This is a genomic window from Synechocystis sp. PCC 6714, from assembly GCF_000478825.2.
Lineage (GTDB): Bacteria > Cyanobacteriota > Cyanobacteriia > Cyanobacteriales > Microcystaceae > Synechocystis.
The window spans coordinates 925,100-941,188 of record NZ_CP007542.1 but is presented as its reverse complement, the minus strand read 5'-3'; the positions used below and the strand labels follow the sequence as shown (position 1 = coordinate 941,188).

The window sequence follows — 16,089 nt, the reverse complement described above, 5'->3', positions numbered from 1 at the left end:
TTCTTCACCAGGGCATTGCCAATTGGTGAAATATAATTACTACACTCACTATTGGAGAGTTCTAGCGTGAGCAAAAATAATAAAAAATGGCGTAACGCAGGCCTATATGCCTTGTTGTTAATTGTCGTTTTGGCGCTGGCATCGGCATTTTTCGATCGCCCGACCCAGACCAGAGAAACCCTGAGCTACAGTGATTTCGTCAATCGGGTAGAGGCCAATCAAATTGAACGGGTTAACCTCAGCGCCGACCGCACCCAGGCCCAAGTGCCTAACCCCAGCGGCGGCCCTCCTTACTTGGTTAATTTGCCCAATGACCCCGACTTGATCAATATCCTCACCCAACACAACGTGGATATTGCGGTCCAGCCCCAGAGTGACGAAGGTTTCTGGTTCCGCATAGCCAGCACCCTATTTTTGCCCATCTTGCTTTTGGTGGGGATTTTCTTCCTCTTCCGTCGGGCCCAGAGTGGCCCCGGCTCCCAAGCGATGAATTTTGGTAAATCCAAAGCTCGGGTGCAAATGGAACCCCAAACCCAGGTTACTTTTGGGGACGTGGCCGGCATTGAGCAAGCCAAACTAGAACTCACCGAAGTGGTGGATTTCCTGAAAAATGCGGACCGCTTTACCGAGTTAGGGGCCAAAATTCCTAAAGGCGTACTCCTAGTGGGGCCCCCCGGTACCGGTAAAACCCTCCTAGCCAAAGCTGTTGCTGGGGAAGCTGGTGTGCCTTTCTTTTCCATCTCCGGTTCGGAATTTGTGGAAATGTTTGTCGGCGTTGGTGCTTCCCGGGTGCGGGATTTGTTTGAGCAAGCCAAAGCCAATGCTCCCTGTATTGTTTTCATCGATGAGATTGATGCAGTGGGTCGTCAACGAGGTGCTGGCCTCGGTGGTGGTAACGATGAGCGGGAACAAACCCTCAACCAGTTACTAACCGAAATGGATGGCTTTGAAGGTAATACCGGCATCATCATTGTGGCCGCCACTAACCGCCCCGATGTCTTGGACTCCGCTTTGATGCGTCCCGGTCGTTTCGATCGCCAGGTGGTAGTGGATCGTCCTGACTATGCTGGTCGCCGGGAAATCCTCAATGTCCATGCCCGGGGTAAAACCCTTTCCCAGGATGTGGATCTGGATAAAATTGCCCGTCGTACCCCTGGTTTCACCGGTGCTGACCTGTCCAACTTGTTGAACGAAGCCGCCATTTTAGCTGCCCGTCGCAACTTGACCGAAATTTCCATGGACGAAGTCAACGATGCCATTGACCGGGTGTTAGCTGGTCCCGAGAAGAAAAACCGGATGATGAGCGAAAAACGTAAAACCCTAGTGGCTTACCATGAAGCCGGCCACGCTTTGGTGGGTGCTTTAATGCCGGACTACGATCCCGTGCAAAAAATTAGCATCATTCCCCGGGGCCGGGCCGGTGGTTTAACCTGGTTCACCCCCAGTGAAGACCGCATGGAATCCGGTTTATATTCCCGCTCCTATTTACAAAATCAGATGGCTGTTGCCCTAGGGGGCCGCGTCGCCGAAGAAATTATTTTCGGTGAAGAAGAAGTCACCACCGGTGCTTCCAATGACCTGCAACAGGTGGCCCGGGTAGCTCGCCAGATGGTAACCCGGTTTGGCATGAGCGATCGCCTTGGCCCCGTAGCTTTGGGTCGTCAGGGTGGTGGGGTGTTCCTTGGCCGGGACATTGCCTCTGACCGAGACTTTTCGGATGAAACCGCCGCGGCGATCGACGAAGAAGTGAGCCAATTGGTAGACCAAGCCTATCAAAGGGCCAAACGAGTCTTAGTAGAAAACCGAGGCATTCTGGATCAATTAGCAGAAATGCTAGTGGAAAAAGAAACCGTTGATTCTGAAGAGTTGCAGACTCTTCTTGCTAGTAACAATGCCAAATTGGCGCTTCTAGTGTAGTAACTGAAGAACTGAAATTACTAGAATTAAAACTCTGACAAAAGTATTATTCCCTTCCTGATTTACAGGGAGGGATTTTTTTACCATCGCTTTTCTATCAGAGAAAGAAAGATATAGTGATTTTAAATAATTTCGAGACTGCTTAAGTCTTTATTGACAAGCTTTTCGGTGAATTTGACTGCCTCAGTCTTACTAGAAACGACTATACAATGGGCAAAAAGATTGGAAACTAGAGGTAGCGTACGGTCGTATTTAGTCCCAGAATAGTATATATCACCAATCAATATTGTTAAGCTTACAAAGACTTGCTTGCAAAAGTCAAAAGTTTCGAGTACTTAAAATATTTACATTTGGAATTAATTACAAATATAAAAAGAAAAATATTTCCAGAGATAGAGATGGAGAAGGTATCAGGTCTAGAAAATAGACAAGTATTTGATTTCTGCTGGTCATAGCCTCTGGTCGCTAGAGGAGGTAAAAATAAGAGTAATGTTATCTATAGTGGTGAAGACTCAAGACGGATGACAGCTAAAGCATAAATAGAATATTCAAGCTATTTATGTTTGTTTTGTCTGAAACCTGATACAACTTCTCGCTACTTACTCAAATAAGTTTACCTGAGAGGTATGTCAGTAATACTGGGAATATCGATAATTAGCTAGCACCTATCAACCAACCCCAGCATCGCAGTTCTCTGACCCCAACTAAAAATCTATGAAAGCCAATATCCTAGTTGTCCTAGCGCTTGTATCTCCCCTAATTGTCAGTTGCCGATCAGATTCCTTTTTAAGCTGGGGAAAGAATAAGGGTTCAGAATGCCTGCAACAAGCGGAGCGGAATTGTGAGGGTGCTGATCTGAGAATGCTAAACCTCTCGTCAGCAAATCTAAAGGGATTCAATCTCCGTAGAGCCCAACTCACTGGCACTATTTTATCTGATTCAGATCTGCGGGGAGCTGACCTCAGTCATGCCACATTGATTGGGACAGACCTGGAATCTGCCAATTTGCGCGGTGCCCGGCTGGTAGGTGCTTTTCTCCGAGATGTCGATATGGAGAGTGCTGATTTTTCTGAAGCAGATCTCATGAATGCAGATTTGGAGGGTTCTGATGCAGAATCGACACTATTTGTGCGTGCCAATCTCAGTAATGCGCTGTTCCGTGGTGCAGATCTGGAAAGCGCTGATTTTCTAGAAGCAAAAGCAGTTCATATCAACTTAATGGGAGCCAGCCTAGGTAGAGCAAGACTTAGTAAGGCAGATTTTAGTTATGCTAATCTTGAAGCTGTCGACCTGGGCTCAGCCCGGCTCGATGAAACGATTTTTAAAGGTGCTAATTTGCGCCTATCTCGTCTTAGCCCCTACGTTATCCTAACTAATGCTAGTGAAGGAACCCAAAACAATAGTGCCGATGATATTCTGGAAGCCATGGGATTAAGCGATGATAGTCGCGCAGGAGCTTTGATAGTAAAGACAGATTTTGAAAATTCCAATTTGACGGATGCCGAGATGAAAGATGCAGTTCTGTATCAGGCAAACCTCAATGGCGCAAATTTAACCGGTGCAAATCTAAATGGTTCCCGATGGATAGAAGTATCTTTCAAGGGAGCAATGTGTACTTCTCAACAAAGAAAGTATATTAATTGTACAGAGTTTGTTCTAACTGATAAGGATCAGATTCAAAAGTCGCTTGCATTCTTAAACTGGTTAAAGGCTCGCCCCTATCCGGAAGATTAGTTTCTTCCTTTTCTGCTCAGTGGACAATACATTTAATACAATTCATCCGATCATACCTTGTTTATAGAGTATGGGAACTTAATTAAATGTGTAGCATTGACTCGAAAAAGTTGACAATGGAATTAGATAGTTTTGAAATATTATTCATGACTAAATCCTGGGCATTATTGTCACTGGCTCGGCGACATCACTTGCACTGTTCACTTTTGATTCCAATGTAGAGGTTATAGTCTCCCCAATCTTTCTCTCTTCCAAGGCAGTTCCGCAACGTCTTTGCGTACTGTTTTCCCACTCAATGCCCAACAATTGCATTCCCTCATTAAACAAATTCCAGTCGGATTATTTGTACTATAGAGAACGACAGTGTTTTTTGAATTGTGGGTAGCTCTTTTTATTTACCCCTTTGTGACAACGAGAGTAGAAGTTAGATATAGAAGCCCAAGCTCTTTGTGTACTTGCTTGACGAGCAGTTGAGTTAAGCTTTTTTGCAAACTCAAATTTCTTAGCTAAGTCTTTAGAGTGGACACACAAAGCAAGCTTCCATAAATTTTAATTATCCATCCAGTACGGAGTGCGTTTGTCCATAATGAACCGTGCGGTAAGAATAGTACCATCAAGGGCAGAATATTATCCTAGTATCCCATTCAGCAGCTTGGCTTTTCTCACCACCATCTCATTACCCTATCGTGCAAAGGAAATGATAAAACAATTTATTCGTTACGCTCACTCGGCTTATATCTCTACGGATAAATTCGGGGGCTTTACACCCTTTTTTCGGTAAGGCGATATGGAAAATATCCTCAAATTGTTGAGGTGAAATAAAGCCAATAGGCAAACATAAGTTATTTACATCTAAGAATCTCCGTAAAGTCATGATGCTGTACTGTAGCAACAGTCGGTGCTAGGTAATTTATTTGAACTTTTTACACCCTTTTGTCGCTAAACAGAAGTCGGATTTTCCTCCAATAACCGACTGACTACCGTCCCTAACCCGACGGAATTGGATGCTTTGAACAAGAGGCGATCGCCCGGTTGAAGAGTGGTTTTCAGGGCAGCCACCAAACTAGGGCCATCACTGAAGGACTGGGTGGGAATGCTGCTGGCCCCTTTGGCAATGGCAGTGGTGTTGGGATCATTGGCCAAAAGAAATAGACCATCTAAACCTAGGGCTTTTATCTTTTCCCCTACCCGTTGATGGAACTGCGGGCCGTAATCTCCCAATTCCTTCATGGCTCCCAACACGGCTATGTGCCTTTGCCCTGGAGTGGCTGCCAGTAGATCTAACGCTGCCAACATGGATTCCAGTCCTGCGTTGTAGGTTTCATCCAATAGCACCACGTCTTCGCCCCAGGAATAACGACGGGCCCGACCCTTGGGCAATTCCACCGTCAGTCCTGATTGCAACCTTTGCCAATCCAAATCTAAACATTGGGCTACGGCGATCGCCGCCAGGTAATTGGAGGCATTGTGAATACCCGCTAGGGGGAGAGGTAAAGTGACCCCGTCGAGGATTAAATTTTGGTCATCCATTGTTCCCTGTACATCTCCTCCCTGGAGACCGTAGGTAATGGTTCTTCCCTGCCAAAACCGTGGGGCAGTTTCCATCAACAAAGGATTATCGTGGTTGAGAATAGCCGTACTTTCGGCCGGTTGATGGGCCAGCAACTCACATTTAGCTTCGGCGATCGCCAACTCCGATCCCAAAAGACCAATATGAGCCGTACCAACGTTGGTAATTAGACCAATGGTGGGCTGGGCAATGTCCGCCAACAGGGCAATTTGTCCCCTTCCCCGCATGGCCATCTCCACAATGGCAAAATCATGGTCTGGGGAGAGCTCCAATAAAGTTTTGGGTACGCCAATTTCATTATTGTAATTAGCTTGGGTTTTATGCACTCTGCCAAACTGGGATAACACCGCTGCAATCAACTCTTTGGTGGTGGTTTTGCCCACGGAACCAGTCACCCCAATAATCGGGATAGTAAATCTTTGTCGCCATCCCGCCGCTATCCTTTGATAAGCCACCAGAGTATCTTCAACCAAAAATTGGGCCACCGTCTCCCCCACTTCCCGCACCGGTCGATCCGTCACCACGGCGATCGCCCCCGCCGCCACTGCCTCGGGAATAAAACTATGGCCGTCAAAACTTTCCCCCCGCAGGGCCAGAAACACATCCCCCGGCACCAAAGCCCTTGTATCTGTGCAAATATTATTTATCCGTATATCCTCGGAAAAGTCAGAAACAGACAACAAACAATTTTCTAGGAATGTACGGATGTCAAATAAGGAAAGTTTAGGACTCATAGGAGGAGTTAAGATTAAAAAGTATAGTTAAGAAAAAGCAAGCTAAAATCCATTTTGAAGCTCAAAATCATTGGCATTTTTTATCTGTGATCTAGATCACTTCCCATTGGTGCCCCCATCACTTACATTAGAAGAGAAATGGATCAAAAAGAGTTAGCAATCAACAAGGATTAGTAGTTTAGATCTTGATTTACTACAGTGTGATCAGGGTGTATATTACCATTCCCAGTGGCGCCTGACCCGTCTCCGGACTATCGTTGAGCTTATTGCCTACTTCCATTTTCATTATCATTCTCCCACCACCCTAATCTGCTCCCTTTCCACCCAGGAGGGTTGCCACTGTGAACCATAACTACCTCCAGCCTAACCCCCCCCAGAAAGTCAATGATGAGCAGGCAGTTTACGATTATCTGCTGGACCTAGTCCAAGCCGCAGAAGGGGAAAGGGTTCTAGAAATAATAGGGGAAATCTTTTTAGCTGGCCAGGGTAGTTCCGGCGGACAGGTTTCCGTCCATTTAGAAAAAGTAATTAAAGTTAAGTACAACCAGGAAGATTTCAACTATTTCTTCAACCGTTGTTGCTACATTCTCATCAACTATTGGCAACTTTCTCCCCAGACCCAACGCACCATTCCTCAGCTGGTAAAAATGTTGGAAAACGGGGTGGCCAACATTAGTGCTAACGGTAATGCCAGAGGTAATATTCGTCAACTGATTAAAAATTTTACCCTCAGTGAGCAATTTGTCCGACTGAAAAGACTAGGCACCGTCATTGCTGCCAAATTTGAAACCAAATCTACCTCTGTTGGTACCCTAATCCATCGTTATCCCTACCTATATGACTATTGCTTAATGGGAGACGACAGCAGCCGGGAACACCGTCAAACAGTCCACCGCATCAAAGCTCAAAATGAGCGTAAGTTTGAAATCAACCTTTCCCAATATGTCACTTACCGGGTGCGTCTGGCCAGGGTCAATAAGTCCAGTTTAATTTTGCCAGATCAAGAGTTGATCACACCGGTCAAAAATCCTACCCTCTTGAGCGACCGGGATCTCAACAGTTCCCTTAAACATTTTGTAGGTTCGGTGGAAAACGGACAGAGCTATCAATCCCTTTCTAAAAGTTTCCGTAACCATGTGGCCTATACCCAATCTTTCGGTGCTTTTAAGGACGAGCTTTATGAATATATCCGCGGTTCTCTCCAAGATAAATATAGGCATGGAAGTTTTAATAAAAAATTGTTTGACCTGTTCCAAAATGCTTACCCGGAATGTAATCAACAGAAACCTACAGAATTTTTGATGATGCGGACGTCTAGTCAGCTACTCAACTTTTTGGTAGTGGAAGGTAGTAAAAATCCTGACCATTATGTATTTATTGATTTAATTTCCAATATTGGCGTTAAGAGGACTGTTGGAGTATTACTAAAAATTGTGTTGTTCTGCTCTAAAGTCAAACCCTACTTGGAAAAACGCTTTTCAATTTTGTTCAATCATTATGAATCGGTGGCCCGGGAGGGGGTGCCTTGGTTGGTGAGAACCCTGGAAAATATGCAGATTGCCTTTAGTATTCATTTTGGCCGAGTGGATCTTTCCAGTCTTCACCGTTCCAAATTGGTCACTTAACAGGGAATCGGACCACAAATTATAGTCATTTCAAATAATTTTGAGACTGCTTAAGTCTTTATTGACAAGCTTTTCGGTGAATTTGACTGCCTCAGTCTTACTAGAAACGACTATAAATTAGATGTGAGTGTTACTAATTTGATTGTAAGAATGCGCCATTATCCCGAATCTGGTCCCTTTAAATCTGGGACCCTTGCCACCGCTTGAGTAATTTGTACCCATGCCATGGGCAGCAGGGAGTGAAAAATGTCTCTGGAGTGGTGGTGACGGCTGCTTTGGCAACAGGGTGTAGTCAACTGGTTGTGAAGCAGAAAGCCTGGATTACGAGGTCTATGAATCCCCCGGCCTTAGCCGATTAGAGGATGTCAAGCTTTAGATACCGGGGGCAATGCACCGGAGTAAATCAGCCCTTTTTGGGCATCAATGGTAACAATGGCTCCATCCCGGATTTTTTGGGTTGCCCCTTTAAAGCCGACGATGACCGGCACCCCCAATCGCAGACCGATAATAGCGGCATGGCTGGTCAAACTTTCTTCTTCGGTGATAATGCCCGCCGCCCGTCGCATCATTTCCACACAATCGGCATTGGTGGAAGGCACCACTAAAATTTCTCCCTGGGTAAATTGGGCGATCGCCTGGGGATGACTGGCTACCCTGGCCCGGCCACTAACTGCTCCCTGGCCAATGCCTACCCCTCGACCCAGAATGGCTTTGACCACTTCCACTTTGATTAAATCCGTAGAACCGGCTACCCCCTGTAGCGTCCCAGCAGTCATGACCACCAAATCTCCATCCCGGAGAAAATGGTTTTCCTGGGCCACGTTAATGGCGGCCTGGAATGTTTGACTGGTGGAGGGTAAATCTAGCACCAACAGAGGTTTCACTCCCCACACCAACTGCAGCTGACGGGACACATCCACATGGGGGGTGACCGCCAGAATCGGGGTTTTGGGACGGAATTTTGACACATGGCGGGCGGTGGATCCGGTTTTGGTCAAAGACATAATGGCCGCCGCATTGAGGGTTTCGGCAATCTGGCTAACAGCACTGGAAATGGCATTGGGGATAGAGGTGCGACTGGCCTCCGCTTGGGAAGGATTGATATCTTCTTGTTCGATGCGCTCCGCAATTTTGGCCATAATAGCCACTGCTTCCACAGGAAATTTACCGATCGCCGTTTCGTTGGAGAGCATCACCGCGTCGGTACCATCGAGGATGGCATTGGCCACGTCGGATACTTCCGCCCGGGTGGGTCGGGGGCTGTTGACCATACTGTCCAGCATTTGGGTGGCAGTAATAACGGGAATGCCCAACCGGTTAGCGGTGGCAATGAGTTTTTTTTGCAAAATGGGCACATCTTCCGCTGGCAGTTCTACCCCCAGGTCCCCCCGGGCCACCATTACCCCATCACATTTTTCCAGCACCGCCTGCATATCCTTAATCGCTTCGTGCTTCTCAATTTTGGCGATTACCGGCACGGATTTCCCCGCCGACGCAATTAAGCCCTTAATCTCATCAATGTCCTGGGGATTACGGACAAAACTCAGGGCTACCCAGTCTACCCCTTGGTCTAACCCGAACATCAAATCTTCCTTATCTTTATCGGTCATGGCCTTAACCGAAAGGCAGACCCCCGGAAAGTTAACCCCCTTATTACTAGAAAGGGTTCCCCCCACAATCACCCGACAATGGAGATCCCTGGCCACGGTGTCCACTTCCTCCACCAACATTTCCAGTTTGCCGTCGTCGAGCAAAATCCTTGCCCCAGCGGGTACCTCATCGGCTAAATATTCATAGCTAATGGAACTAATGGTTTCCGTACATTCCACCGGACGACTAGTGAGAGTATAGGGGTCGCCATTTTTTAGTTGCACAGAGCCGGCATCATTAAGAAATTTGCCCACCCGAATTTTCGGCCCCTGTAAATCCTGGAGAATCCCCACTGGTTGGTTCAGTTCAAAGGCAATCTGGCGAATCAAACGGATACTTTGTTGGTGGTAAGCATGGTCTCCGTGGGAAAAGTTGAGACGGAAAGTGGTGGCACCGGCTTGGATCAGTTGTCTCAGCACTTCCTTGCTTTGGGTCGCAGGGCCAATGGTAGCGACGATTTTGGTACGACGGGGAAGGGGAGACGTTTGCATAATGGGCTGAAATTAGGGGCAGTTAAATATAATAGTTAAGGCCGTCTGCTTTTAAGCGGTGTTAGCGAAATATTCCCATTATCCGCCACGATCGCCGTTTCAGTTGCATCAGCTTAGAGGACCAACGGTGGTAACCTGGGCTGTGGGCAATTTTTCTGAACAGTTTGGTAGTTTTGCTATGGATGCTTCCCCTCAGTTGGCGTTGTTAAAGGATTACAGTCGTTTAGAAATCCGGATTCCCCAAAATGAGGAGGAAAGGGAAAATTTACGTCAAGCCATTGTCTGGATTTGCGGCCAGAGTGAAGCGGAAAACTTTGGTATTTGTGCCGATGACCAAGCCAGCGCAGAAAATGCTTTAGGGCAATATCTACGGGCGTTGGGTTACGGAGAGGCGCACCGCAAAGCGGATCTCTGCGAGATCGCCATGGAACCGGGTAAAGCCATTGAAGGGCCAGTGTATTTGAAATGCAATAGCCAATCCCTGCGCTTTTATCTCGACAGTTATGACGGGAATTATCGGGGAGTATTAATTTCTTGCCAGACCGAAGAAGATACTTTGGCGGGAACCTACGGCTATTTTCCGCTGGATTTGTTTGCTATTTGAGTTGGATTTAGAAACCCTTGCAACACTCCCATCCCTAAGCACAGGAATTTTTGTTCGTCGAGTCCCTTTGCCCGGCATTGTTGAAATTCTTCCTCGCTTTTGTCGCTGGGGAAGAAAATCCTAATCAAACAACCGGAAGTAGGGATAGCGCTTGGGAATACCCTTTTCTTTTTCCAGATCAAAATTGATCACCCGCCAACAATCATCCGCTGTGCCTGGGGGGCTGAATTCCACCGGTAAGCCGTAAAGACGGGGGAGGGGATTATCCTTATCTTCGGGATTGCGCCAGGTGCCTTGCCGTTGCAGATAAACACTCACCAAATCGTAGTAGCGGTGGGCGATGATTACCTTAGTGGCCCGGTAACCTTCGGTATAAAGCCGGTCCAAGGCTTCGTGGATTTCAAAGCGAATACCATCGGGATGGGTGTGCTGGCGATACCATTCCCCCTGCCACAAGCGCCAGTGGCGACCAGATTGTAAATGAACTAAATCTTCTGTGTCGGGATTAACTTCAAAGGCTCCATGGCGATTACAGAGGTAGGTGTCCGTCAAGGTCAAAGCGGGAATGGTTTGCCGACAATGGGGGCACTGAATTTCTGGGCCAAATAGGGGGTACTGTAAACCGAGATTTTGCATGGAAAACCTGAGCAATGAACGGTTGAGGCAAAGGCCCCCACATTATAACTAAGGGATCTTTTCCTAGGTTTCTGGCCCATAATCCTGACTACAGCATTGGTACCCAATCATGGTGAGTATGCCATCTTTGCCATTCCCAGCCATTCCCAATGGCGATAGCTAGTGGCAAGCTATTGACAATACTCAGACAGTGATTACAGATTTTAGAAGATGGGGACTTTCTACTTTTTCTGGTCAAACTACTCAACGCAACGCAAATTATTGGCTAGAGTTATGGCAGGAATTGAGATTTGACAAGCTTGCTGACCAAAATTCTGTTGAGGCTGTTACTGCCCATTTTCTGTTTGACCCTGGTGATCTGGGGCGGCTTTCCGGGGGGGGTTAAGGCAGAGACTCGCCTATTTTTGCCCCTTTCCTTAGAGTTTTTAGACAGCTACACTCTGCCCAAGCAAACACTGGAAGATTTACCCTTTGGTGGCATATCTGACATCAACTACGATCGCCAGCGGGATATTTACTATCTTGTCAGCGATGATCGGCGATCGCCCCGGTTTTATAGGATGCGTCTGACCATAGACAATGGAGCACAGGGCATAGGGATTAGCAATGGTGAGGTGGTAGATATAACCCGCCTTAAAACTGCCAACGGAGAAACCTACGGCCAGCAATTATTAGATCCCGAAGGCATTGCCCTATCTCCCCGCCGGACTCTTTTTATCAGCAGTGAAGGGGTTTTATCTAATCAAAGTCCCCCTTCGATAGCGGAATTTGACTTACAAACAGGGGAAGAGTTGGAGAAGTTGCCCATTCCTAGGAGATTTTTACCGCAGAAGGAACCGCCCCAGGGAATTCGAGACAATTTTGGTTTTGAAGCTTTGACCATTGCCGCTACCAGCACCCTAGCAGACGACCCTTTTCGTTTTTTCACTGCCCCAGAAAGCGTTTTGGTCCAAGATTTTGACCCCGATAATCCCCCCAAGGAAATCCCCCTGCGCTGGTTGCACTACGTGATTAATTCCGTCGGGCCGCCCGTTTTGGTCAGTGAAAATCTTTACCCCCTTGACCCTGCTCCAGCGGGTACCCTCCTCCACGGCCTGAGCGCCATGCTAGCCCTCCCCAGGGAAGGTTATTTCATCACTTTAGAGCGAACCTTTGGACTGACAGGATTCAATGGCAAGCTCTTTCAAACGGTCAATGCCAATGCCACGGACACCAGCCGCATCGCCAGTTTCCGAGCGGGTACGGGAGATATTAACCCCATGCGAAAACAGTTATTGCTCAACTTAGGGGATTTGGATATTGAATTGGATAATCTGGAGGGGCTTACCCTGGGGCCTCGATTACCGGATGGTTCTGCTAGTTTGATTGCCATCAGTGACGATAATTTTAGCGAGGATCAGACAACGCAAATCTTACTTTTCCGTTTGCAGGGAATTTAGCTGGGCCGCTAAATGGTCAATCACCCATTCCCTACCAATGGTTAAATGTTGAGCCAATTTTTGCGCTAGGGGCGGTACATAGACTAGGGGATGGGTAAAACCGGTGAACAAGACCAACCCGGATAAATGGGGAATTTCCCCCACCAAGGGCAGAGGTTTACCACTAAAGGCCACTAAACAATGGTGGGCGGTGAGCGGTAGTCGGGCAATGCGGGGCAGAATGTTAGCGATCGCCGTTTGTAATTGCTGTTGGGCCCAAGCTAGATCGGGGCGATAATGGGGGGAAGTGACCAGTTGACTGATCTGGCCAATGAATAGTCGGCCGTCGAAAAACTGCACTGCTCCCGGTTCCAAAACTGTGGCCACACAATGGTCATTGGGGTGATGCCAATCCAAGGTCGGGGCAAGGGCTTCTAAGTTGGGTCGCTGTTGTAGATCCGCTGGCATGATCACACAACGCAAATTTTCTTTGGTGGGGGCTGTTTGCAGAAGGGCGGCATGGGTGAAATAAAGGGGCAAATTTACCCCCTGACTAGTCAGAAGGGTGCGGCTTTGGCCCCCGCTGGCCAGAATCACTTTATGGGCAAAAAAGTTTCCTTCCCCACTGTGGACCCCTTGCACACGGTTTCGTTTAGTAATTAACCCTTCCACCTCAGCGATACGGACTATACCTCCCAGCCGGAGAAAGGCTTGCAGATAAGCATTAACGGTTTTGCCGCCGTGGACATGGCCCTGGGGCACCACAAACGCTCCGCCAATGCCATCGGGATTGAGTTGGGGTTCAATGGCGATCGCCGTTAAACGATCCACCTGTTGGGGTCGAATTAAACAATGGTTAAATTGCTGGGCCAATGCCCGGGGGTCATCTTCAGGACGAAGATAGAGAAGTAATTCCAGTTCCCGGTACTCCGTTTCTCCCCCTAATTCCTGACTGAGATGGGTCCAGCGGTAACGGCTTTCATGGCACAACTGCCTTTGTAGAGGGGTCGTGCCGGCCCAATAGATAATGCCACCATAGCTGAAGGTTGTGGCGTTGACAGGCTGACGATGCTTTTCGAGTAGCAATACCCGTTGCCCTTGGTTTTGTAATTCATAGGCGATCGCCGCTCCGGTAATACCGGCCCCGACCACAATGGCATCGTAATTTTCCATTAACCTTGATTGACAATTTGGCCCAACGCGGCAAAACCCGGCACCTTACCCGTCGAGGCGGAACCATCTTTCTCGGAAACAATCACCGCGCTGATCTGATCGCTCATAATGGCCACCTTTTTCTCCGTTTGCTTTTCGCAGGTTAGTTCCAACAGTTGGGGGCGATCGCCCTGCATGGCGGCAATGATAGTCTGATAGAGCGCTTCCGCCGCATCCTTTTCCTTGCGCTGTACGGACACGGGCATGGGGGAATATTTAAGGGTCAAATCAACGCTGATCATAGGAAAACCGTAAACAGGGAGTGGTGAAACAGTCTTGCGACTCTCCCTACCTAGGTTATAGTTTTTTGGCCAAGAAGGGGGCAAACCAACTTCTGCACCCTACCAAACTGGCATTAAATCTAAAATAAAATCAGCTAGTACGTCTTCCCCAGACAACTGCATTGGGCCATGGAGAACTTCCACCTGTTGGTTTTGGCGGTAAATTTCCACCTCTTGGTCTTGACGGTTAATAAGCCAACCTAAACGGGTGCCATTTTCCCTGTATTCCTGCATTTTTTCCTGGAGGATTTTTAGGCTATCATCCCTAGATCTTAATTCGATCAAAAAATCAGGACAAAGGGGCAAAAAACCCTGCTGTTGCCCGTGGGTCAAACCATTCCACTTCGCCATGGGAATCCATGATACATCGGGGGACTTATTGGCCCCATTGGGCAACTTAAAACCCGTTGAAGAATCAAAAGCAACGCCTAATTTTTTAGCTCGATTCCAAGCTTGCAATTGATAGGCAATTTCCAGGTTTCTGTTGCCGGTTTCCCCGCCGGTGGGAGACATAATCAACAAATCCCCTTGGGAGTTTCTTTCAAAGCGTAGGTCACGGTTATTTTGGCACAGTTGATAAAACTGCTCATCGGACAAGTTTAAAGGGTCAAGCTTAATGGTGAGGAAACCCATTTTCCGAGGGGACATTAATGGTGCCAATGCCCATGATTATAGTTCATTGCCCATGGGCTTCGATGGGTTCATTAACCCCATTAGGTAACATCCAGTAATCCTTGCTCTTTAAGTTTGGGATTAAACCGAATTTGTTGCCGCACTCCCCTGGCTTCTAGCTTGGCTAATATTTCAGCTTCTAGCCTACGGGCAATTTTTTTTAATAGCTTGGGTTTATCTCCCTCTTCACTTTTTGCAACGGTGGTAGCTTCCGCCGCAGTCCAATAATCTTGCACGTTAATGGATTCAGACCAGAGTTTTGCCTCACTGCCATTACCGGGAGGAAATTGACCTGTTAACCAATGGTTTTGAATTTGTACTAATAGCTGGCGATCGGGGCGGTCAACAGTGTGTACTTTTAGCCCATGGCAATGGTCGGGCTGGCGCACTAAATGTTGCAATAAACTAATGGCCAAATTACGGGAATAGCCAACATATTGCAGGGTTTGATGCTGGTCAAAAATGGCGTAAACCCCAATGCGTTTTTCGTAGCTGGGATCGATTGTTCCGGCTGTGGTTAAAAAAGGCAGGGGGGTGAGATCGGCTAAATCGGGAAGGGAATCCGCCATTGTGAAAGTTTAAGGTTTAACGAAAAAATTTGACTAGGAATAGCTGAGTTATGGATGTTAAAAAGGGATATCGTCGGTGTTGTTAAGGTCCACTGGTTCAAGTACTGGGGGAGGAAATCCACCGGCATTAATGGCATTTCCGCCATCCACCAAACTGATGCGGGCAGCGGTCAACTCAGCTCGTTTTTCCTTAAAGCCTTCTTGCCTTTCTACGGTGTTTATGCCCAACCGCCCTTCGATAATAAGGCGATCGCCGGGGTGGTAGGTTTCTTTGATGGTGTTGGCTAAATTGCCCCAACCCACCACTTTCAAACTTTCCTTAGGGGAATCGTCCCTTATGCCGGGAAACTCCACCAGAAATTCACAGACAGGGGTTTGATTATCTTTGGTAAAGCGTAGTTCCGGCTCCCGAATGACGGTGGCCATTAAAACAAAACTGTTCATAGGGATGGTGCCTAAATGCTAGGGTTAGTATAAATTGTCTCGATATTGGTTTAATATTGACCAGTGGAGACTAATGGGATAAAGATTGGCGGATTTAGAGGTCTCAAGATGTCTGTTTCGACCCAATTTTACCTTGATCGACCGCGGAAAGAGCAGTTAGAAATTACTGTTTTGGGAATTAGTCAACGGTGAAGCGAATAAATTTTTTCTTACCCACCTGAAGCACTTTACCTTCTAAATCCCCTGGCTGTGTGTATTCCCCATTGATATCTTCTAGGTGATCGCCATCTAAACGCACTGCTCCCCCCTTAATTTGGCGGCGACCCTCACTACTGCTGGGGCACAGGCCACTGGCACTGAGGAGGTAGGCTAGTTTAACGGGAAAGGTAACTTCCCCAAGACAAAATTCCAGCACACTGTCCGTATTGCCCGCTTTCCCCTGGGTAACAATGGCTTCGGCGGTTTCTTGGGCGGCTATCGACTCTTAATTTTTTTCCCTTTGTAAATCCCAGAACATGAAAATCAGTCGTAG

The 16,089-nt window shown here is 47.4% G+C and carries 12 protein-coding genes and 3 pseudogenes; 6 read left to right on the top strand and 9 right to left on the bottom strand.

The window, feature by feature from the left end; all coding sequences use genetic code 11:
• Positions 1-66: 66 nt before the first annotated feature.
• The 3 genes and pseudogenes from ftsH3 to D082_RS04185 all read left to right on the top strand — a co-directional run bounded on the left by ftsH3 (position 67) and on the right by D082_RS04185 (position 3,651).
• Positions 67-1,917, top strand: a complete 1,851-nt coding sequence (gene ftsH3, locus D082_RS04190) for an ATP-dependent zinc metalloprotease FtsH3 (RefSeq protein WP_028949001.1) — start codon at positions 67-69, stop codon at positions 1,915-1,917.
• Positions 1,918-2,222: 305 nt separating this feature from the next.
• A pseudogene (locus D082_RS19390) lies at positions 2,223-2,403 on the top strand (hypothetical protein); the annotation flags it as partial.
• Between the two features lie 228 nt (positions 2,404-2,631).
• Positions 2,632-3,651 (top strand): pentapeptide repeat-containing protein, encoded by a 1,020-nt coding sequence (locus D082_RS04185; RefSeq protein ID WP_028949002.1) that lies wholly within the window; start codon positions 2,632-2,634, stop codon positions 3,649-3,651.
• Positions 3,652-4,590: 939 nt separating this feature from the next.
• Here D082_RS04185 and murF read toward each other — a convergent pair.
• Positions 4,591-5,955 carry a UDP-N-acetylmuramoyl-tripeptide--D-alanyl-D-alanine ligase gene (murF, locus tag D082_RS04180; RefSeq protein ID WP_028949003.1) on the bottom strand — a complete coding sequence of 455 codons (1,365 nt, stop codon included), beginning with the start codon at positions 5,953-5,955 and terminating at the stop codon, positions 4,591-4,593.
• A 311-nt stretch (positions 5,956-6,266) separates the two neighbouring features.
• Here murF and D082_RS04175 point away from each other — a divergent pair.
• Positions 6,267-7,580 (top strand): annotated as a pseudogene (locus D082_RS04175) (hypothetical protein); the annotation flags it as partial.
• 365 nt (positions 7,581-7,945) lie between these two features.
• On the opposite strand, the gene pyk reads toward D082_RS04175, so the two are convergent.
• Positions 7,946-9,721 (bottom strand): pyruvate kinase, encoded by a 1,776-nt coding sequence (pyk, locus tag D082_RS04170; RefSeq protein ID WP_028949005.1) that lies wholly within the window; start codon positions 9,719-9,721, stop codon positions 7,946-7,948.
• Positions 9,722-9,848: 127 nt separating this feature from the next.
• On the opposite strand from pyk, the gene D082_RS04165 reads away from it, so the two are divergent.
• The gene (locus tag D082_RS04165) at positions 9,849-10,325 is read left to right on the top strand and encodes a DUF1824 family protein (RefSeq protein ID WP_238546832.1); all 477 of its coding nucleotides are present in this window, start codon (positions 9,849-9,851) and stop codon (positions 10,323-10,325) included.
• A 120-nt stretch (positions 10,326-10,445) separates the two neighbouring features.
• On the opposite strand, the gene D082_RS04160 is transcribed toward D082_RS04165, so the two are convergent.
• Complete coding sequence (locus D082_RS04160) at positions 10,446-10,961, bottom strand: TIGR02652 family protein (RefSeq protein WP_028949007.1); 516 nt, start codon at positions 10,959-10,961, stop codon at positions 10,446-10,448.
• A 299-nt stretch (positions 10,962-11,260) separates the two neighbouring features.
• Here D082_RS04160 and D082_RS04155 point away from each other — a divergent pair, with 299 nt between their 5' ends.
• Positions 11,261-12,400, top strand: a complete 1,140-nt coding sequence (locus tag D082_RS04155; RefSeq protein ID WP_238546831.1) for an esterase-like activity of phytase family protein — start codon at positions 11,261-11,263, stop codon at positions 12,398-12,400.
• Here the strand turns inward: D082_RS04155 and D082_RS04150 are convergent.
• The 6 genes and pseudogenes from D082_RS04150 to D082_RS04125 all read right to left on the bottom strand — a co-directional run.
• A complete protein-coding gene (locus D082_RS04150) occupies positions 12,374-13,552 on the bottom strand; it encodes an FAD-binding oxidoreductase (RefSeq protein WP_028949009.1) in 1,179 nt (392 codons plus the stop codon). The genes D082_RS04155 and D082_RS04150 overlap by 27 nt on opposite strands.
• Complete coding sequence (locus tag D082_RS04145; protein ID WP_028949010.1) at positions 13,552-13,833, bottom strand: hypothetical protein; 282 nt, start codon at positions 13,831-13,833, stop codon at positions 13,552-13,554. Before D082_RS04145 ends, D082_RS04150 begins: the two co-directional genes overlap by 1 nt.
• Before the next feature lie 99 nt (positions 13,834-13,932).
• Entirely contained in the window at positions 13,933-14,520 is a 588-nt protein-coding gene (locus D082_RS04140) for a Uma2 family endonuclease (RefSeq protein ID WP_238546830.1), read from the bottom strand.
• Positions 14,521-14,585: 65 nt separating this feature from the next.
• On the bottom strand, positions 14,586-15,113 hold the full coding sequence (locus D082_RS04135; protein ID WP_028949012.1) for a GIY-YIG nuclease family protein: 528 nt from the start codon (positions 15,111-15,113) through the stop codon (positions 14,586-14,588).
• 57 nt (positions 15,114-15,170) lie between these two features.
• The gene (locus D082_RS04130) at positions 15,171-15,557 is read right to left on the bottom strand and encodes a single-stranded DNA-binding protein (RefSeq protein ID WP_028949013.1); all 387 of its coding nucleotides are present in this window, start codon (positions 15,555-15,557) and stop codon (positions 15,171-15,173) included.
• A 178-nt stretch (positions 15,558-15,735) separates the two neighbouring features.
• Positions 15,736-16,038: pseudogene (locus tag D082_RS04125) on the bottom strand (S4 domain-containing protein); the annotation flags it as partial.
• Positions 16,039-16,089 lie beyond the last annotated feature (51 nt).

Excerpts from the sequence above, each read along its gene's own strand:
- D082_RS04185 (WP_028949002.1), top strand. The coding sequence starts at position 2,632 with ATGAAAGCCAATATCCTAGTTGTCCTAGCGCTTGTATCTCCCCTAATT.
- murF (WP_028949003.1), bottom strand. The coding sequence starts at position 5,955 with ATGAGTCCTAAACTTTCCTTATTTGACATCCGTACATTCCTAGAAAAT.
- pyk (WP_028949005.1), bottom strand. The coding sequence starts at position 9,721 with ATGCAAACGTCTCCCCTTCCCCGTCGTACCAAAATCGTCGCTACCATT.
- D082_RS04160 (WP_028949007.1), bottom strand. The coding sequence starts at position 10,961 with ATGCAAAATCTCGGTTTACAGTACCCCCTATTTGGCCCAGAAATTCAG.
- D082_RS04150 (WP_028949009.1), bottom strand. The coding sequence starts at position 13,552 with ATGGAAAATTACGATGCCATTGTGGTCGGGGCCGGTATTACCGGAGCG.
- D082_RS04145 (WP_028949010.1), bottom strand. The coding sequence starts at position 13,833 with ATGATCAGCGTTGATTTGACCCTTAAATATTCCCCCATGCCCGTGTCC.
- D082_RS04140 (WP_238546830.1), bottom strand. The coding sequence starts at position 14,520 with ATGTCCCCTCGGAAAATGGGTTTCCTCACCATTAAGCTTGACCCTTTA.
- D082_RS04135 (WP_028949012.1), bottom strand. The coding sequence starts at position 15,113 with ATGGCGGATTCCCTTCCCGATTTAGCCGATCTCACCCCCCTGCCTTTT.
- D082_RS04130 (WP_028949013.1), bottom strand. The coding sequence starts at position 15,557 with ATGAACAGTTTTGTTTTAATGGCCACCGTCATTCGGGAGCCGGAACTA.